The sequence below is a fragment of the Actinomyces sp. S4-C9 genome (assembly GCF_000758775.1).
GTDB classification, from domain to species: domain Bacteria; phylum Actinomycetota; class Actinomycetes; order Actinomycetales; family Actinomycetaceae; genus Gleimia; species Gleimia europaea.
In genome coordinates, this window is the sequence record NZ_JRMU01000001.1 from 78,107 (window position 1) to 94,034 (window position 15,928).

Genomic DNA, 15,928 nt, shown 5'->3' on the forward strand with positions numbered 1-15,928 from the left:
GAAAGGGGGCAATGGAGTCGAATAGGAACTCAAAATCTAGCGCAAGCATTGCGCTGGTCAGTGCCGCCGCGTTCACTGTTACCGCGGCCGCCTCACTCTCGATCGCGATAGACAACTCAAGTGCGTTAGGCCTTCTTCAAACCGATGCGAATGCGATCTTGCGCAGTTCTTTGAATCCGAACGCACTGGCCCTACCACTGCTCACCGCATTTCTTGGCTTTACCATCGCCACACTGTCGCTATGGAGTCTCACTTCCCTGCTAGTTACTGAGATCCTTCTTATTCTTGCCAAGCGAGGCACACCCATTCAGCGCCTACTCGAACTCGCGGTTAACACCTCCAGCCCTTTGGTTCGATCCTTGTTAAAGAAGAGAGTGGCAACGCTTGCAGCGTCGGCATCTTTCGTGGTGAGCGTTACCTCGGCGTTTGCACCGGCTCCAGCAACGGTTCAAGACAACCTGGGGTGGCAGGCAGTATCTACACAGGAGACTCGTCCGTCCCAAACGAGCGTTCCAACCGACCTCACGCTATCTGATCCATCGGCGCCCACCGCACCGACGCCGCAAGCTTCGCCGCCTACTCAACAAGCGGAAAAGAACACTAGCCACGGCGCTAACCTCCCGGCCTCACATACACATCTGGCCAACGAATCCTCTAGCGCTCAAGCCATCGATGTTTTGCCACAGACACACAAAAGCGCGAATGCGCTCGCCGGGAAATCTGAGCCGGACATTGCCGCGGATGAACAATACGTTGTGCGCAGCGGGGACTCCCTGTGGACCATAGCCGCCCGCCATTTACAAAGCAGTGATCCCACCAAGATTGCTACCGAGTGGCACAGAATCTACAACCTAAACAAATCCGTTATTGGTACCGATCCCGACCTCATCTATCCGGGAACAACTCTGACCTTGCCTGAGGAGGACCTCTAATGTCTACAGCACTTGCAACCCTCGAACCCGTTTACGAACCCGTCAAGCTACGCACTGTCAAGGGCGGCAAAAGCCCTGCTAGGCGGCCCTCCGACATCAAGATCAAGCGCGCACCCAACCCCGTACGAACCCTCAACGGAATCTTGCCGAAGCCCGCACCTACGGGGCGCCACTGGGCAATGATTGAGGCATCGTGGGATTATTCAAAACCCGAGGCTGAAATTGACACCATTGGGAAAGCAGAGCAACTTCCCGACGCACGTAACTGGAGCCGTGCCCTAGCACTCGCGATCGTTGAGACACTCAGCGGACAAAAGTATCCAAGCGCGCTAGAACGTTTCGTGACCCCAGACCTTTACGACGCGATCGAACGAAAAGTTGCTCTCGCTACCAGACTGGATGGGCCGGCGGGACGCTCCGCTAGAACGAAAGCCCTGTCTTCCAGAGTATGCGTGGTCAATGAATCCATTGCGGAGACCACACACGTTGTCGTTAAGGGCGAAACCACCCGAGCCGTTGCCATTCGCCTTGAAGCTCGCAGAAGACAATGGGTAGCCACCGCCCTTGAAATCCTGTAAACGAAAGCCTGCCATCTGCGAATGCAAATGGCGGGCAATCTTAAAACGCTCTTAGCGGCGCTTGCGCTTTTGCGCTCTGCGCTGCGCGCGATTCATCGCAGGAGCCGCTCCACCCTCTGACGGAGCGGAAGCCTGCCCGCGGCCGCTCGGACGGAAAGCAGAACCCTCATCCGGGATTCCATCTGAATCTCCAGAGCCGGCAGGGCCAGACATTTGCATCTTTCCGAAGTGAGAACGGCCCACATCGCCCATCACGTTGTCACTCTTAGGCTGATTCAAAGCCTTTGCCTGACGAGCAACCGCAGACGCCTTCGCTGCGTCAAGCTTCTCCTCCTGCTGCTGCAGCGCAAGCTCAAACTGGCCGGCAAACGAGAACGCGAGCTTCACCGTCTCCTCACGAATGCGCTCCATCATCGCCTGGAACATCTGCGCACCCTCAGACCCGTACTCAACCAGAGGATCACGCTGACCCATTGCGCGAAGGCCAATACCTTCCTTCAAGTAATCCATCTCGTACAGGTGTTCACGCCACAACTTATCCACCGAAGCAAGCACAACGCGGCGCTCCAAAGCCCGCATCGGCTCCTCTCCAAGCTGCGACTTAGCTAGTGGATTTGCGCCAACCTTTTCAGAAATCTTGTCGTACTCATTATGAATATCCGACACGTACTCAAACACGAAATCCTCAGCCGAAGCGCCCGCGCCCTCGCCTACTGCATCCACAATCTCCTGCGGACGAATCGACACGGGATAATACTCATGTAACGTCGAGAACAAGCCGTCGAGATCCCAATCCTGCTCATCATCCGACGGAACGTACTGGGACACCACCTGACGCACAAGTTCTTCCATGAAGAACTTCATCTGCGGGTTCATGTCTTCACCCTCAAGAACCCGGCGACGCTCACCATACACAGATTCGCGCTGGCCGGTCATCACGTCGTCATACTTGAGGACGTTCTTACGAATCTCAAAGTTACGAGCCTCAACCTGGGCCTGCGCCGAAGCAATGGACTTTGAGACCATCTTCGACTCGATTGGCAAATCCTCCGGATAGTTGCCTGAAGCCATGATGCGCTGGGCAAGCCCCGCATTAAACAAGCGCATCAAGTCATCTTCCATCGACAGGTAGAAGCGGGACTCACCCGGGTCACCCTGACGGCCGGAACGGCCCCGCAGCTGGTTATCAATGCGGCGTGACTCATGCCTTTCGGTACCCAGCACGTACAGGCCGCCAAGCTCAACAACCTCATCGTGCTCCGCGGCGACGGCCTCCTTTGCAGACTCCATCACCTTCGGCCACATCTCGTTGTACTTGTCCGCATCCTCCTGCGGATCCAAGCCCTCCGAAGCCATGTGAGCAAGCGCAATATGCTCAGCGTTACCGCCAAGCATGATGTCCGTACCGCGGCCAGCCATGTTCGTAGCCACCGTAACAGCGCCCTTACGACCCGCCATCGCCACAACTGCAGCTTCACGCGCGTGCTGCTTAGCGTTCAAAACCTCGTGCGGAATGCGGCGCTCCTTGAGCATGCGCGAAACCAACTCTGACTTCTCCACCGAAGTCGTACCAACGAGTACGGGCTGGCCCTTCTTGTGGCGCTCCTCGATGTCCTCCACCACGGCCTTCATCTTGCCCGCAAACGTGGGGTAAATCAGGTCCGACTGATCCTTGCGAATCATCGGTCGGTTGGTCGGGATGGGTACAACACCAATACCGTAGGTAGAAACAAACTCCGCAGCCTCAGTCTCTGCCGTACCGGTCATGCCAGCACGCGAGCCCTCTGGGTACAGCCGGAAGTAGTTCTGCAACGTGATCGTAGCGAGAGTCTGGTTCTCCGCCTTAATCTCCACACCCTCTTTAGCCTCAATCGCCTGGTGCATGCCCTCGTTATAACGACGGCCTGGCAACACGCGGCCGGTGTGCTCATCAACGATCAGCACCTCACCGTCCTGCACGATGTAATCCTTATCGCGCTTAAACAGCTCCTTGGCCTTAATCGCGTTGTTCAAGTAGCCAATCAGAGGCGTGTGCGCGGCGTCGTACAGGTTGTCAATGCCAAGCTGGTCCTCAACCTTGTCGATGCCCGGCTCTAGAATGCCGATAGTGCGCTTCTTCTCATCAACCTCGTAATCAACCTCGGGCTCAAGCTGGCGCACCAAACGCGCGAACGTCATATACCAATCATCCGCGTTGCCCTGCGCTGGCCCCGAAATAATCAGCGGCGTACGCGCCTCGTCAATCAAAATCGAGTCAACCTCATCGACGATCACATAGTTATGACCGCGCTGCACCATGTCTTCAGGCACCTGCGCCATGTTGTCACGCAAATAGTCAAAACCGAACTCATTGTTGGTGCCGTACGTGATGTCACAGTTGTACTGCTTGCGACGCTCATCGGGCGTCTGTCCCACCAAAATACACCCGCAAGTAAGACCAAGGAAACGGTAAACGCGGCCCATCAGCTCCGACTGGTAGGAAGCCAAGTAGTCGTTAACCGTAACCACGTGCACGCCCTTGCCATCCAGCGCGCGTAGATAAGCTGGCAACGTTGCAACCAGCGTCTTACCTTCACCGGTCTTCATCTCCGCGATGTTGCCCTTATGCAACGCCGCGCCGCCAATTAGCTGCACGTGGAAGGGGCGCAACCCCAGCACGCGATCCGCCGCCTCGCGAACCGTTGCGAAAGCCTCAACCAGCAAGTCATCAAGCGTCTCGCCCTCTTCTAGGCGCTGCTTGAACTCATCAGTCTTCGCCTTAAGTTCCTCATCAGTGAGGTCCTGAAAATCATCTTCGAGGGCATCAACCTGATCCGCAATCGCTTCAAGTTTGCGAAGGGCTCGGCCCTCGCCCATCCTCAAGATCTTGTCAATAATAGACACGGCGCTCCAAAAGTTGTCCTTACACAGTTGGTTCCCATTGTAGACCGCCAGTCGCGTGAGCGCCGCACCCGATCGGCCCGGACTGATAGCAGCGCCAACTGCCCTGCATCCCACAAACGATCTCACGCCTACTCATCGCGAGGCCGCGTAAAAAAGGGGCGAGGACTGCTCGTCCTCGCCCCTGGTAGTGAAAACCTATTCGGCTTCAACCTTCGTATTCAAACGGATCACACCGTACGTCCAGCCCTCGCGATGGTAAACAACGCACGGCTGCATCGTCTCTTGATCAATGAACAAGAACCACGGGTGGCCCACCAGCTCCATCTGATACAGAGCCTGATCAACCGTCATTGATTCAGCCTCATGCAACTTCTGGCGAACAATTACCGGCGAATCCCCAAGCTGTTCCTCTCTTGGCTCACCGATCTTCAGATCCTCAGCCGAGCGCAACGTATCGCGATGCGCCTCCTCCTTCAGATCCTGTTCCGCCTCCGGCTCTTCATAAATTCCGCCTAGCTCCGGCGCAATCGGAGCGTTGTAACGCCTGCGATGATCCTTCGCACGATCACGTGCACGACGCAGACGCTCAAACAGTTTTGCGGTTGCAATGTCGACCGCCGCATATCGATCCGAGCTGGATGCTTCCGCTCGGATGATTGGGCCCTTGCCAAAGACTGTAAGTTCAATCCGCTCCGCGGTCTCAGCTCGACGCGGGTTTGGCTCGTGAGTGAGCTCAACGTCAATACGCTGTGCGCGCGGGTAGAACAGTGTCACCTTTGACACTTTCTCTTCTACGTACTCGCGGAAATTCGGGTGGATTTCGGCATTGCGTCCGACAACTGTGATGTCCATGGTTCCTCCAGGAATACGAGGGAAAAATCCCAACTGATTCGCCAGACACACATCGCGCCTGGCCGTGCGTTTAGTTACCACCCCCTACCAGACGTTTGCGGCAAAAACCTTGCAAAGATTTTTGCCTGGTTACTTAAGTTTACCCGAATTTGGTGACGGGCGTCACTTTAGCGGGTGGCAATTGTGAACATCCGCGAGCGCTACTCCCACAAAACATTGGCCTCCCGCGTATTCCACAGTCTTTCGGCAAGCCAGCATCGTAGCTCCCGTTGTAACCACATCATCCACCAGGATGCACTGCGCCCCGCGTAACTCCACCAACGCACCAACCGAACTACTGTGCGCGCGGCGTTCAACGCCTGACTTCCCTGCCTGAGTCGACCCCCAAGCCTTGGTGAGCACCGGAGCAACCATTACGTCGACACCTTCACGATCAAGATGAGATGCAAACCCACGAGCGATGTGCGGCGTAACCATCAGGCCGCGCCACGCCCTCGTCCACTGGGATGGAACCGGGACAATGAGCAAGGGGTTACCCGCGAGAGGAACATCCACCACTGCGCGATGCGTCATCCACCCCTGCGCCAGCGACACTCCTGCCTGCACCAACCACTCTTGTAACCTGTTTGCCCGGTCATGTTTCGCAGCGAGGATGATTCTGCGTAGTGCTCCCTCATACTCGCCAAGGCTGATTAGCCGCATCGGCATTTCGCCCTCCACCAGGCCGGCTCTAGCAGGGCGTTTCGCTATGGCAGCGCAACTAGAACACAGCGTCGTATCCCACGCACCACAACCCGCGCAAGAAGCCGGAGCGACGATATTTACTAACTCGCTAAACAATGCCAACACGAGGCAACAATAACTAGGTACGAAAGTAGCAATAGCTCCCGCGGGCGACGGTGTGCAAACCTGAGGGCTTAGCGCCCCTGGGGAAAACCTGTCACTTTGGAGCCAAATAAATAGGCAACGAACTAGTGCGGGTACGATTCCTCTACGAGGTCGGTTGTAGAGCTACGCCAAGACACACCAAACCGCGAGTAAATTGCCTCATCCTTGGTGTCTAAGAGCACCGCCTGCGGGGTGGCTCCTCCCGAAATCCTAATCGCGTCTGCCGGCGCTTCGAGCGTTTCAGGCACCGAACCAAGGCTCGAAATAGTGACCTTGCTAGCCTCATCACCGCGCTGCAAAATCAGTGCCGAAGTGTTGCCAGCCCACGACACGTCCAGCACCTCAGCCGCATCGAGTTCCACACGCCGAGGTACGTCAATACCCGCGGGTTTTCCTTGCGCATTACGTTTCACGGCGGCCATCCACACGCTGGAAGAGCCATCCCCATCGCGGCGCAACAATGCTCGCGCGCCATCTGGAGAAATCGAAATACTTTTTATCGAGCGATCATCCTGCCATGGAGATGCGATCCTTACTGAATCATCCCCCGCCGGATTCGTAACAACGACCTCGTTGCCCACAACCGTCCAAATCCAGTCCAGTCGATCGATCGACGGGCGCGAAATTCCCTCGCTCTCTAAAATCTGCACCGGTTTACCGCCCACGCGGACAGAGAAGAGCTTATCGCCGTTAATGAAAGCCAACGGACTGGAATCAACGGGGCCAACCGAAGCGGCATGAGCTCCCGGCTGTTCACTAGCCGGAACCACCACAGTAGTGAACGACCTATCGCGCAGAACCAAACCCGACTTGTTAAAACCAACGCGCTTATCCATTGTCCACGTGGGGCCGGCCGGGATAGCAACATCGTCCAGGCGCATACCGTTGTTTTGCACACGTACCTCAGTCACGCCCGGCACCTGCGCCAGCGTTGAAGTTACCTGCCACTTCAGAGCTTCCTGTTGCTCTGAGCTAACCAAGTACTCTCCCTCTAGCTGCACGTCCGCAACGCCAGCCGTTACCGCAACCTGTTGAAGCGGGAGGCGCGCCCCCGCGGGAATTGCCGAAACCACAGCCGAAGCAATATCGCTAGAAGGCCCCTCAATAAGCGCCTGCATCAGGTGAGACTCCAAACGGCGCACCGGATACCAACGCCTATCCGGCACCAACGCGCGATAGTCGGGCGCAAAAAAGTACACCGAAGCCTGCGTGTACACCGCGTGGAAAGAGGACTGAGACAGAAGCACTCCGTCTGGGAGCTCATCAATGCGCCACTCGCCTAGCGAATTCGTTGTGAGCTTATACTTCAACGACGTCTTGGATGAGGCAGCCTGCTCCTCATAACTGCCATCAGGAGTCACCACGGCGTTAACTCCTATCGACACCGAGACCGTACTCGCATCCCCAGTCACGAACGGCGTTTGATCATCCGAATAGATCTGCACCTGCGATTCCGGACGCCACGCGGCCTTCGCACGATCAGTCAAATACGAGCGCGCCACCTGAAAATCATCCGACAAGCCCGCCGCAGAAGCGCGCAGAAAATCACGTACCAAAATGTCGGGAGTGGACCCAGCAACCGGGCCGTAACCTTTCAAAACCAGCGATTCTGCATCGGGAATATCCCGCTCAAAACTTGTAACCGGCCCCGAAGAAGGTAGCGACGAACAGCCCGCAAGCACCAGCGTGCAAGCCATGACCATAGTCAAAATCTTGCGCCTCATCGCTCCTCCCACAACTTCAGAGGTGTTTTCGCAATCTCAACACCCTGCCGGCGCGGAACTGTCACCATGAACGCAGCGCCTTGGCCTGGCTCTCCGTACACCTCTATCTTGCCGCCGTGCAAAGCTACGTCCTCACGGGCAATAGACAACCCCAATCCCGTACCGCCGGTTGTTCGCGTGCGCGCCGGATCCGCACGGTAAAAGCGCTCAAACACGTGCGTGCGCGTCTCCTCGTCCAAACCAACACCGAAATCACGCACCCGCACCGAAGTAGCGTCAGGATCCGATCCAACCTCAACCTGCACCGGGCCACCCTCAGCGTGCTCAATCGCATTCACCAAGAAATTACGCAACACCCGCTCCATGCGGCGGCTATCTGCCTCGGCCACATTCCTGCCCTCACCAGAAATGACCTCTACCTGCACCCCAAGTTTGTCCGCAAGCGCGCGATTCGCATCCACAACTTTTTGCGCCAGCTCCGTGAAATTCACGTCATCAAGTTCCAGCGAAGCAGACTTTGAATCGTAACGCGAAATCTCTAGCAGGTCCGCCAGCATTTTTTCGAAACGATCCACCTGCTGGTGAAGTAGCTCCGCCGATCTAGCTGAGATCGGGTCAAACTCTTCACGGCTGTCGTAGAGCATCTCTTCTGCCATACGAATCGTAGTCAAAGGGGTACGCAGCTCATGCGAAACATCCGACACGAAACGCTGCTCCAGCTTCGACAGCTCATCATACTCCGCAATCTTGTCAGCCAATGAGGACGCCATGTTGTTAAACGCGCGCCCGAGCTGCGACATCTCATCCACGCCATCAGCACTCACACGCACACTCAAATCACCATCAGCCAGCTGCGCGGCCGCCTCCGCGGTTCTACGAACCGGCCTAAGCAGACGATAAATCATGTAAATGAGGCCCGCACTAAACAGTAAAATCACGGGCACCGACCCGATTACCAATGTGCGCATGAGCATCGAGATAGTTGCCTGATCGTCACTGAGCGAATAAACGGTGTACAGCTCATACTCACCTGCGAGCGGTAGCGTCACGATATCGCCCACAATGATGCCCGGGCTTGGCTTGCCAATACCGTTATCAATCTCGATCGACTGGTAGTACGGACCACCTCCATCGGCCGTCATCTTGCGCATTTGTGGCGTAAGCGCATCAATCACACTGCTATCGATGAGGTCATTAATCGCAAACGTTGCCGAAGCGCTGGGTGCCCGCAATAGCATCGTGCCAACTGCACCCGCACCCGTGGCCGAGGATCGCAGCGAGGAAATCAACTTGTGCGCCAGATCTTGAACCTGATCCGGAGTGGTAGCAGTGGACTGGTCAAACGTGGACTGCGCCTGCGCTAAACGAACCGTGGCATCATCAAGAACCTGCTCACGCCGCTGCTCGAAAACCTCCGTGCGCACCTGAAACGTCACCGCCACAAACAGTAGCGACAACAGGGTCAACATGAGCAATGTCATGCCAACCGCAACCTTTAGCGACAAGGACTTGCGAATAAACAAAATAGGACGGGCATCTTGGAACGCCCGCACCAACTTGGAGTCGCTCGCCGCCATCAGCTACGCCGGTGTTCCACCCGCACGGTAGCCCACGCCCCGAACGGTCACGATAAGCTCCGGATGCTCCGGATCGCGTTCTATCTTCGCGCGCAAACGCTGCACGTGCACATTAACTAGGCGGGTATCCGCAGCATGCCGGTAACCCCACACGTCCTCTAGTAGCTCCTCGCGAGAAAACACCTTCCACGGCGCCTTAGCCAATGCCACAAGCAAATCAAACTCAAGCGGAGTCAGAGCAATGGGGGCACCGCCACGCGTCACCTCGTGGCCCGGAACGTCGACCTCCAGATCACCGACCTTCAATACCTCATCGAAGTGCTCATCACGGCCTCGCAAACGCGCCTTCACCCGCGCCACGAGCTCCTTTGGCTTGAACGGCTTAGGCACGTAATCATCCGCACCTGCCTCTAGGCCAACAACCACGTCAGTCGTATCCGAACGCGCGGTCAGCATCACGATAGGCACGTCCGAATCAGCTCGGATCTCCTTACAAATCTGGATGCCGTTCTTGCCTGGTAACATCACATCCAACAAGATCAAATCCGGATTGACCTGGTGGAAAACCTCAACAGCTGTCTGGCCATCATGACAAAAAGCGGTCTCGTACCCCTCCGAAGAAAGTACGAGGCCAATCATCTCTGCCAAGGCAACATCGTCGTCCACGACTAACACGTTCGCACTCATATAACGATATTGTCACGACGCCTCGAATTTTTCACGCATTAGAAGCGCTGGCGCGTTAGTGTGATGAGTCTCCATCTTCTACTCCGCCATCAACCACCCGAAAGTTCGCGCGCCGATTCTTAACACGCATAGACTCCGGCTTAACAGAGGGAGGCTGCGGCGCAGGGTTCTTACGGGGTGCGGGGCGATTCCCCACCTTGCGCACAAGATCTGCCAGCGCCATCAGATCGTCCGGTGAAGGCGGTGCGGGCTCAAAATTCGTAGCCAGGCGAATCACCTGCCAGCCGCGCGGGGCCGTGAAATTGTTAGCGTGCATTTCACAAAGCTCCATGGTTCCGGGCTCTCGCGAAGGCGAAAGCGGTCCCAAAACCGCGGTGGCCTCGGAATAGTCATAAGTCAAAGTAGCCACCGCAGGCTCGTTACAAGTGGTCTTACTACACGCACGCATCGCATTCACACCTCCAAGAATAGGAGAACTACAGCACTTGTACTACCTGTCCACGCGGCGGGTGGGTAAAGTAAGCCCCATGCGCCAAACTAGAAGACGCCGTGATCGGCATGGACGAGGAAGCCGCGGACCCCTTTTTGTTCCCGGCATTCCCGCACGGGCTAACTGGCGCGAATCCTTTGACCAAATCGTAGCGCTACAAATAGGTGAAATCACTGCGCGCCACCCCGAACTTGCACGCATCGAGATTGGCATCGATGAAGTTCCAACCTCAAACCCGGCCTCTTGGGAGCACCACTCCGTGGTCCTGTGCCGCACATTCCCCGAAAACCGGCTCGCGCGTCTTGCACCCCGTCTCGTACTCTACCGGCTCCCCATTCAGGCTCGAGCAGGGCGCGTATCCGTTCGCCAAATGGGATCCCCCTTGCATGCCCTCGTGAGAGGACTGCTGGTAGAAAACCTATCCGCACTCAGCGGCCTTTCCATGGGGGAAATCCACGGCGGCCCCATTGAGGACATCTAGCGCCCACCGGTATAAGACGCGGTTGCTAACTGAACCGATTGGCCGTTTAACGCGGGGCGATGAAGCGGAACGTAGGCGTTCCTGAAGTGGAATCTTGTAGCGCAAGAGCAGAAATTAGATTGCCTGAGGCAACCTCGGAAATCGCATTGACCGACGCGTGGATGGGGGCATCAGCATCAATCTTTAGATCCGATCCAGATACGGCCTGGCTGATCACATGCCCGGCTGCAAGGCTGATTTCCTTGCCGTTCACGCGCACCGCGACGTCCTCATCACTGGAATTGGCCAGGAAGAGAGTGTAAGAAACCCCGGACGCCGCGGGAAGAGGCTCGTGGTAGGTCGTTGCCGCATCTGCGGGCATCCACACGACGCGATCAGCTAAAGACTTGCCGTCCTGATCCTTCTTACCGGTCATGTAGCCCGATGCGGAAGCCAGCACGGGCTCATTTGACTCGACGAGCACGCTAGCGTATTCATCCTCGAGACCATCGAGATTTAGCTGGAACACCGCGCCGGGGTCAATCACCACGTCATTGCCGCCGGGAAGCGGTGCCCTACCCTTCTGCGAGAGCACGCTGAGAGTAACCTGTGCTTCCTCTTCTCCCACGTTTTGGAGGCGAAGCTTCGGCTCCTCCAGCCCCTTCGCAACTCCGGATATGAGAGCAGTTTTTGTTGCAACCCCCGATCCGGAGACGTGGTCGAGGCCGCGAGGGGTGAGGCCCGCGGTGCTGATAGTGCGGATCGTTGCGGCCACGCCCGGGCCGGACGCCTGCACCTGTACGCCCAGGCGTTCCTCGTCGGGGAAGAAGGCTGCCAGGTTCACCGTCTCAATTGAGCCTGCCCGCACGGTGAATGTGGGTTCACCCTCAACCGGACCAATGCTCGACCACCCGCGCAACGTAACTTCGGAGGCCTGCTTAGACGGGTTCATGACCGTGAGCAATGCGGCTTCACCAACCGTGGTTGCACCCACGTTAAACCAGGAATCATTACGAGCCGTCTGGCACTGATCGAACACTAGGCCGCGCACATCCTCGGTATTAATTTGGCCCAAAATAGCCGAAGGCGCTTTGCTTTCTACCGTGGAATGCACAGATAGGCCGATCGGATTTTTCGATTCAAATTCGATGCCGCCTTCACCTTTTGCGCCCGCGATCTCCTTGCCCGTTACAAGGTCTACGGCTCGAGTCAGTTCAACGCCTGAAATATCGGCAACGAACACCTTAGTGGGGGTCTTGTCGCCGAACTCAGTTTCGATACCCGCTGCGCATGCGAGTTCATAGGTCTGGTCGGGTAAGGTCACGACCTCAGAAATTTGGCGGCCAACGTCCTCGCCAAAATCGATGCTGGACTGCGCAGTTGCCACCAAGCCGAGCGCAACCACGGCAAGCCCGCCGGTAAGTGCGGCGCCACCGGCCCGGGCGGCTGAGCGCGCTGACCATTTACGCTTCATTTTGGCGCCTCCTTCTACGGATCGGCGCACCCGCAATCAGCAGGCTCACAACCGAAAGAGCGCTAAGGGCCCACCAGATAGGCATCCATTCAGCATGGTACGCAACTTTGACCACGCCGTTCGCTCCGTCCAGTTTGAATGCCTGCTGCCAACCGTGGTCTGCGACGTCCAGCAACTGGGCACCAACCGTGGCTCGCCAGTTAGCATCGGCACGTTCTGACAGCACCAGCGTAGCTCCCGGGCCATATTTGTACTTTGAAAGATCTACGGACGCGCCAACTAGACCGGAAGGGACGGGCGTGACTTTTCCTGAATCGTCAATATACATGCGAGCCGGCTCTAGACCCGAGGGGCGCATTCGCCACAGAAGTCCAGCTTCAGATTCACCCGCTCGCTCTAGGTACTCATTCGAATCGAGAGCCGTCTGAGCTGCCGTGTAAGAGGTTCCCTCCCCTGACAATGCGATCTGATCCACTGCGAAGCCAAGCAGGCCCGTTGGCTCAGAATTGTTCAGGACTTCGGCTACCGCGCGGGAGAAGTCAGCATCCGCTTCATCGGGATTTGCCAGCGCCTGGGCTACCCCACCTTGCGGGAGATACTGCATGTTGATCGCGTCTTCGAGGCGGAACCGCGGCGATGAGTCCCCCAGTTCAACGCCGTCACCACGGCGAAGTTGTGCCTGCACTCCCTCGTCATTTACATGCATCACGAGGAAGCGAGCGTGGCGCGGGTAATCCTGAGCGTACTGCGCGGCGGCAGGCGTTTCATACTCTGGCGCAGCTGTGATAGCGCGCGAACGCGCTCCATCAACCGTTATTCCTGCAGCCCATACCGCAACCGGGGTTAGCGCAACCACTAATGTCAAAACCAGGCCCGCCACTGCAAGCGGCCAAACAACCCGTTCAAGGGAGCTTACACGCGACTTGAGAACAGGCACGGACGTCGCATCTTGTACCTCAAGATGTTCGGTTTCGGACTCGTCCGGTTTGATTTCGTCCACGGATTGCGCTGCGTCCACCTCAGATTGCTCGACATCAGCCTGGGCAACCTGAGCATCAGTCTCGTCTAAGACGTCTTTCTTGGGTGCGTTCTGCTGCGAACGCTCCTTGGCTCTCAAGCGACGCTTTGCGGCTACGTCAAGGCGGCGACGCGAACGGTACGAATAGAGGCGCTCTTGCAGAACCAGAGGACTCAGCAGGCCCGACCACGCAGCAATCATGCATATGCCCGCAATGGACAGAGCCGGTCCTGGCCAAGCAGCAACCAGAGTCCCGTCATAGGCGATGACCGTGCGGGCTGCCACAATCGCGATGATGAAAGCGATTGTACCTGTCAGGAAGAAGAAGCGGGTGCGCAACCAAGTGCGGGAAAAGTTCACAAGAGCAAGCATCGCACCCAGGACGCACAGAACGCCGGGAGCCAGAGCCAGCCAAACGCCCACGCTACGCGGATCCAACACCAGGTTTTCCGGCAGGCCGAGCACACTCAGCCAAGTTGGTGGGGCATCAAAAGCGAGTGGACGACCCGAATCGGCAAGCAGGAATCGAAGCGCTCTTGATCCTCCGATCTGCACGGCCGCAATCCACGTGGGTAGCATGATCGCCACGGGCGGAGTAGCTGCGAGTAGCGTTAGTTTCCATTTGCGAGGCCGCACGAGCAACTGGACGATCGTAAACAGTACGAGCGCCAAACCTGCCCATGGTGCGGCGGCAACCACCATCACGAGAGCAGCTGACGCGAGCGCGGCGTAGCTGGTAGCCAAAGCACGATCTTGCACCTCTAGTTCACCGTCTTGCGCGCCGCGGATCCGCAAAGTGGCGCCCAGGCTAAGCATCCTCATCCACCCCAGGAGTACCAGCGGAACAGCCACGTGCACCATCACTGCTGCCATACGTCCATCAGACCAGGACAGCAAGAAAGTGGGAAGCGAAATCCAGATGGTTGCGAACGCAAACCGCCAAATCGGCCGGTGTGTGAGCGTGCTCGTAGCCCAAAACATAGCGAGCCAAGCCGCCAGCGGGGCTAGTAGCCAAAAGCCCACCAGCACGTTTTTGGGGCCGATACCGATTAGAGCAAATGGGGCAGATAGAAGCGCCCAGACCATGAGTAGCGGATCGCCAGGTCCCGCAGCTCCCGCGCCACCAACAACCCAGCCGGCCCACGCCTCGTGCCACAGTTTTGTAAAGGAGGTCGGCAGATTTGCCCAAGCTCCACCCGTTATACCGTTCGTGAGCCCGCTACTAGTAAAGAAAATTGCCACAAGTAATAGCAACGTTCCGACCCCAGCGGCGACGTTTGATGCAATCTTATGTTCGCGAAGTAACTTAGCTGCTACCGGTTCAAGGACTTCAACGGGCTTAGGTTCGCGCTCTCGTTTAGCCAGCGTGCGCTTGGCCTTTGTGATGGTCAGGTTTGATTCCTCGAGACTCGCGAGAGCTTTCGCGGGAACCTTACGAGTGCGGGCCAAGCGCAGACGCGCTGAGATCGCCTGAGGAATCCTGCTAAACGCCCGCGCAAAGCCAACCAGTTCAAGCCAGACCAGGTCAGGTTGTTTGGTAAACAGGCGCATAAGTGCGCGCAGAAGCGTCCAAAATGGGAGCGAAACAAGCATTAGGACGAACAGGATAGGTGGATTCGCAACCATCGCGTTGTACAGTTGCGCGCCGCGCCGCAAGCCGAACGAACGGTTAACGTCCGCTTCCTCACCCTCACGGACATCCCGGTAACTGCCACGCGCGTGCGCGATCTTTGCCCCAGGAGCAACCACCGTACGGTATCCGAGTTGGCGGGTGCGCCTACACAGTTCGAGGCCGTCGCCAAACGGCCCTAGCACAGGATCTGGCCCGCCGGTCAGTTCCCACACCGCTGCTCGAATCAGCATGCCAGCCGTGCCAACCGCAAGCACATCCGAATCTGAATCATGCTGGCCCTGGTCAATCTCACCCGGCATCAAATAATCGAGGCGGCGGCCCGAACGAGACGCCCGCACCCCCACCTCAAGCAGGCGATCCGAGTCAGACCAGGCAACCTGTTTTGGCCCAACAATGCCTACGGTTAGGCCGCGAGCGCCCTCGGCAATAAGATTCGCAAGAGCATCCTCAAAAGGCGCGCTATCGTCATGCAAGGTCCAAAGCCACTGGGCCTGCATTATTGAAGGATCCGCCGATACCGCCTCGCGGATCGCATCACCAAAGTTATTCGCGCCCGGCGCGTCGATTACCTCAACACCGTCAACCGCGGGGAATGATTCTTTACCAACGCGCACCAGCACAATGCGCTCAGGCAGGTGGGACTGCCCCAAAACCGCGTCAAGAGTGCGCCGCAAGAACGGCGAATTCGCGGGGGAAACAATTAGTGCTGCAACGCTTTGGTCAGCCACTTAG

The 15,928-nt window shown here is 57.3% G+C and carries 12 protein-coding genes; 3 read left to right on the top strand and 9 right to left on the bottom strand.

The genetic code is table 11. The annotated features are described in order from the left end of the window. Positions 1-11: 11 nt before the first annotated feature. Together HMPREF1628_RS08790 and HMPREF1628_RS08550 are read left to right on the top strand one after the other, a co-directional pair. Positions 12-932 (top strand): LysM peptidoglycan-binding domain-containing protein, encoded by a 921-nt coding sequence (locus HMPREF1628_RS08790; protein ID WP_084703125.1) that lies wholly within the window; start codon positions 12-14, stop codon positions 930-932. After that, complete coding sequence (locus tag HMPREF1628_RS08550) at positions 932-1,510, top strand: Rv3235 family protein (protein WP_052038719.1); 579 nt, start codon at positions 932-934, stop codon at positions 1,508-1,510. The genes HMPREF1628_RS08790 and HMPREF1628_RS08550 overlap by 1 nt, the downstream gene beginning before the upstream one ends. A 51-nt stretch (positions 1,511-1,561) precedes the next feature. On the opposite strand, the gene secA is transcribed toward HMPREF1628_RS08550, so the two are convergent. The 7 genes from secA to HMPREF1628_RS00415 form a co-directional block, all read right to left on the bottom strand. Continuing rightward, positions 1,562-4,393 (bottom strand): preprotein translocase subunit SecA, encoded by a 2,832-nt coding sequence (gene secA, locus HMPREF1628_RS00385; protein WP_034506387.1) that lies wholly within the window; start codon positions 4,391-4,393, stop codon positions 1,562-1,564. 195 nt (positions 4,394-4,588) lie between these two features. Further along, a complete protein-coding gene (gene hpf / locus HMPREF1628_RS00390; RefSeq protein WP_034506389.1) occupies positions 4,589-5,245 on the bottom strand; it encodes a ribosome hibernation-promoting factor, HPF/YfiA family in 657 nt (218 codons plus the stop codon). Between the two features lie 162 nt (positions 5,246-5,407). Further along, the gene (locus tag HMPREF1628_RS00395) at positions 5,408-5,953 is read right to left on the bottom strand and encodes a ComF family protein (RefSeq protein ID WP_034506393.1); all 546 of its coding nucleotides are present in this window, start codon (positions 5,951-5,953) and stop codon (positions 5,408-5,410) included. Between the two features lie 263 nt (positions 5,954-6,216). Then, positions 6,217-7,857: an LpqB family beta-propeller domain-containing protein gene (locus HMPREF1628_RS00400; protein ID WP_034506396.1), complete on the bottom strand. Its 1,641-nt coding sequence runs from the start codon at positions 7,855-7,857 to the stop codon at positions 6,217-6,219. Continuing rightward, positions 7,854-9,434, bottom strand: a complete 1,581-nt coding sequence (gene mtrB, locus HMPREF1628_RS00405; RefSeq protein ID WP_034506399.1) for an MtrAB system histidine kinase MtrB — start codon at positions 9,432-9,434, stop codon at positions 7,854-7,856. The genes HMPREF1628_RS00400 and mtrB overlap by 4 nt, the downstream gene beginning before the upstream one ends. A 3-nt stretch (positions 9,435-9,437) precedes the next feature. Then, positions 9,438-10,121: an MtrAB system response regulator MtrA gene (gene mtrA, locus HMPREF1628_RS00410; RefSeq protein WP_034506402.1), complete on the bottom strand. Its 684-nt coding sequence runs from the start codon at positions 10,119-10,121 to the stop codon at positions 9,438-9,440. 55 nt (positions 10,122-10,176) lie between these two features. Beyond that, entirely contained in the window at positions 10,177-10,569 is a 393-nt protein-coding gene (locus tag HMPREF1628_RS00415) for a DUF3499 domain-containing protein (protein ID WP_034506701.1), read from the bottom strand. Positions 10,570-10,648: 79 nt separating this feature from the next. Between HMPREF1628_RS00415 and HMPREF1628_RS00420 the strand changes: the two genes are divergently transcribed. Next, positions 10,649-11,092 carry a metallopeptidase family protein gene (locus tag HMPREF1628_RS00420; RefSeq protein WP_034506405.1) on the top strand — a complete coding sequence of 148 codons (444 nt, stop codon included), beginning with the start codon at positions 10,649-10,651 and terminating at the stop codon, positions 11,090-11,092. A 46-nt stretch (positions 11,093-11,138) separates the two neighbouring features. Here the strand turns inward: HMPREF1628_RS00420 and HMPREF1628_RS00425 are convergent, their stop codons facing one another. Beyond that, positions 11,139-12,545, bottom strand: a complete 1,407-nt coding sequence (locus HMPREF1628_RS00425; RefSeq protein ID WP_034506408.1) for a DUF5719 family protein — start codon at positions 12,543-12,545, stop codon at positions 11,139-11,141. Next, entirely contained in the window at positions 12,535-15,924 is a 3,390-nt protein-coding gene (locus HMPREF1628_RS00430; RefSeq protein ID WP_034506410.1) for a glycosyltransferase family 2 protein, read from the bottom strand. Before HMPREF1628_RS00430 ends, HMPREF1628_RS00425 begins: the two co-directional genes overlap by 11 nt. Positions 15,925-15,928: the final 4 nt, after the last annotated feature.

Bases quoted from the DNA above. Each gene is read 5' to 3' on its own strand.
- HMPREF1628_RS08790 (WP_084703125.1), top strand. From the start codon at position 12: ATGGAGTCGAATAGGAACTCAAAATCTAGCGCAAGCATTGCGCTGGTC.
- HMPREF1628_RS08550 (WP_052038719.1), top strand. From the start codon at position 932: ATGTCTACAGCACTTGCAACCCTCGAACCCGTTTACGAACCCGTCAAG.
- hpf (WP_034506389.1), bottom strand. From the start codon at position 5,245: ATGGACATCACAGTTGTCGGACGCAATGCCGAAATCCACCCGAATTTC.
- HMPREF1628_RS00395 (WP_034506393.1), bottom strand. From the start codon at position 5,953: ATGCCGATGCGGCTAATCAGCCTTGGCGAGTATGAGGGAGCACTACGC.
- HMPREF1628_RS00400 (WP_034506396.1), bottom strand. From the start codon at position 7,857: ATGAGGCGCAAGATTTTGACTATGGTCATGGCTTGCACGCTGGTGCTT.
- mtrB (WP_034506399.1), bottom strand. From the start codon at position 9,434: ATGGCGGCGAGCGACTCCAAGTTGGTGCGGGCGTTCCAAGATGCCCGT.
- mtrA (WP_034506402.1), bottom strand. From the start codon at position 10,121: ATGAGTGCGAACGTGTTAGTCGTGGACGACGATGTTGCCTTGGCAGAG.
- HMPREF1628_RS00415 (WP_034506701.1), bottom strand. From the start codon at position 10,569: ATGCGTGCGTGTAGTAAGACCACTTGTAACGAGCCTGCGGTGGCTACT.
- HMPREF1628_RS00420 (WP_034506405.1), top strand. From the start codon at position 10,649: ATGCGCCAAACTAGAAGACGCCGTGATCGGCATGGACGAGGAAGCCGC.
- HMPREF1628_RS00425 (WP_034506408.1), bottom strand. From the start codon at position 12,545: ATGAAGCGTAAATGGTCAGCGCGCTCAGCCGCCCGGGCCGGTGGCGCC.